Origin of the sequence: Dietzia sp. HMSC21D01 (assembly GCF_001815995.1) — a bacterium.
GTDB lineage: Bacteria > Actinomycetota > Actinomycetes > Mycobacteriales > Mycobacteriaceae > Dietzia > Dietzia cinnamea.
The window spans coordinates 1-2,455 of the sequence record NZ_KV823855.1 but is presented as its reverse complement, the minus strand read 5'-3'; the positions used below and the strand labels follow the sequence as shown (position 1 = coordinate 2,455).

Here is a 2,455-nt window from a genome sequence, read left to right as displayed (position 1 = left end):
TGCGGGTGTCGGCCGCGGATCAGAACGAGGTGAGTATTTTGAGGCTTGGGGGCCACCGGATATTGCGTTCGGGGGCCAGCAGTATTGCCGTTGGGGGCCGGTGATCGCGACTGTCGGGGCCACCGACCCCCCAGCGGGGTCTTCGCTACTGGTGCGCGGCGGCGTGCTCGCGCATGTTGTGGGTGCCGGTGTCGATCCAGATGGCGCTGTGGACGATGCGGTCCATGATGGCGTCGGCGTGGACCCCGGAGCCCAGGCGTTGGTGCCAGTCCTTCTTCGCGTACTGCGTGCAGAAGACGGTGGATCCGGTGTCGTAGCGGCGCTCGAGCAGTTCGAGCAGCATGCTGCGCATCGCCTCATCGGGGTGGTCGAGGAGCCATTCGTCGATCACGAGTAGCGAGAACGCGGCGTACTTCTTGAGGAACTTCGTCTGCCCCTGCGGTCGGTCTTTCGCCAGCGCCCAGGCCTCTTCCAGGTCGGGCATTCGGATGTAGTGCGCCCGGTACCGGTGGGTGCAGGCTTGCTTGGCCAGGGCGCAGCCGAGGTAGGACTTTCCCGAGCCAGTGAAACCCTGAAACACGACGTTCTGCTGGCGATCGATGAACGAGCAGGTTGCCAGCTGGGCGAGCACGGCCCGGTTCAGTCCGCGCTCGTCGATCAGGTCGACCCGCCGCAGATCAGCACCCGGGTACCGCAGTCCTGCTCGCCGGATCAGCCCGTCGACTTTGGAGTGGTTGAAGCTCTCGTGGGCGTGGTCGACGACCAGCTGCAGCCGCTCATGAAAACTCATCCCGAGAACGTGGTTCTCGTGTTGCGCCTCGATCGCCTCCAGCAGGGGCTGGGCGCCCATCTCGCGGAGCTTGCGCTTGGTCTCGATATCGATGGCGCTCATCGTGTGCCTCCGGCGTAGTAGTCGGCGCCGCGCACGTAGCCGCCGACCTCAGCGGGTGCTTCTTGTGCCGGTCGCAGGGCCGCGGCCTTGTCCTGGCCGGTGACCAGGATTGGTTGGATGTGCGCGTACCGGGGCGAGCGCACCGGACCGGTCAACGCCAGTGCGCACGCGGCTTCGACCCGCTCGGCCGAGAAACGGCGAGAAAGGCGCAGCACCGCCAGGGCGGCGTCCAGGCCCTGTTCGTCGACCGGGACGGATTCGAAGACCCGGTTGACCACAATCACCGCCGCCGGCCCCACCCGCTCGGCCCACTGGCGAACCCGCGGCGCATCCCACTGTTGGTATCGCTCGCCAGCTGGGAGGTCGGCGTCATTGGTGCGGTACTGCCCTGATGTCTGCTCGGGAAGCAGAAGGTGGCTAGAGATCCGCTCGGTACCCCGGTAGATCTCCAGCGTTCGGGCGGTGATCCGCACGTCGACCTTGGTGCCGATATGCGCCAGTGGAGCCGAGTAGAAGTTGCGCTCGAACACCACGTGCCCGTTGCGGCCCACGCGGCGGCCGTAGAGCCACCGGCTGATCTCGTACGCCACCGCCGGCAGCGGCGTCAGCAGCGGCTGCTCATCCGCGGTGAACACGCCGAGTCTTGAGCCGGGACGCTTCTGGAACGGTTCGCGATTGTAGGCGTCCATCCGCTCACCGATCGCCTCCGCCAGCTCGGGCAGCGAGGCGAACTTCCGATCCCGCAGGCCGGCGATCACCCACGTCGCCACATGCAAGACGGTGTTCTCGGCCCCAGATTTGTCCTTAGGACGCCGTATCCGGCCTGGTAAAACGGCTGCCGAGTAATGAGCGGCCATCTCCCGGTAGGCATCATTGAGCACGATCTCCCCGTCGCGGGGATGCTTGACCACCCCGGTCTTGAGGTTGTCACACACGATCCGCGGCACCGAACCACCGAAGAACTCGAACATCGCCACGTGCGCCCGCAGCCACGCGTCCTGCTGCATATCGGTCGCCGGATAGACAAAGGCGTACCGGCTAAACGGCAGGCACCCAACGAACAGGTACACCTTCCGCGTCGCCCCGGTTGCCGGGTCGGTGAGCTCCATCGTGGGGCCGGACCAGTCGACCTCGACCGTTTGGGCGGCCTTGTGGCCGACGCGGGAGGCGGCGCCGGTGACCATCACGTGCCGCTGGTAGGTCTTGCACCACCGGTCATAGCCCATCGCCGGTGCCTTCGAGGCGCTGCACTGGTCGGTGTACTCGCCGTGCAGCAGCTTCAGCGTGACCCCGACCCGCGCCATCTCCCGGTGGACCTGCTCCCAGTCCGGCTGGGCGAACACGCTCTCGTGCTCCCCGCGGCCCGGGAACAGGCGGGCGTACACCTGCTCATCGGTCAGCTCGGCGACGTCGTCCCAGCTCGTCTCCGTCGCGTCGGCAGCCTCCAGCACCGCGGTGATGCTCTTGCGGGACATGCCCTGCGAGGCGGCGATCGCCCGCCCCGACAGGCCCTCGGCGCGAAGCTGCAGCACAAGCTTCGCCCTGATCTTCCGTACCATCACG

2 protein-coding genes are annotated in these 2,455 nt (G+C 66.9%); both read right to left on the bottom strand.

Annotated elements, in window-relative coordinates:
* Positions 1-145 precede the first annotated feature (145 nt).
* Entirely contained in the window at positions 146-892 is a 747-nt protein-coding gene (locus tag HMPREF3086_RS06270; protein WP_070720770.1) for an ATP-binding protein, read from the bottom strand.
* The gene (gene istA / locus HMPREF3086_RS06265; protein WP_070720773.1) at positions 889-2,451 is read right to left on the bottom strand and encodes an IS21 family transposase; all 1,563 of its coding nucleotides are present in this window, start codon (positions 2,449-2,451) and stop codon (positions 889-891) included. The genes HMPREF3086_RS06270 and istA overlap by 4 nt, the downstream gene beginning before the upstream one ends.
* Positions 2,452-2,455 lie beyond the last annotated feature (4 nt).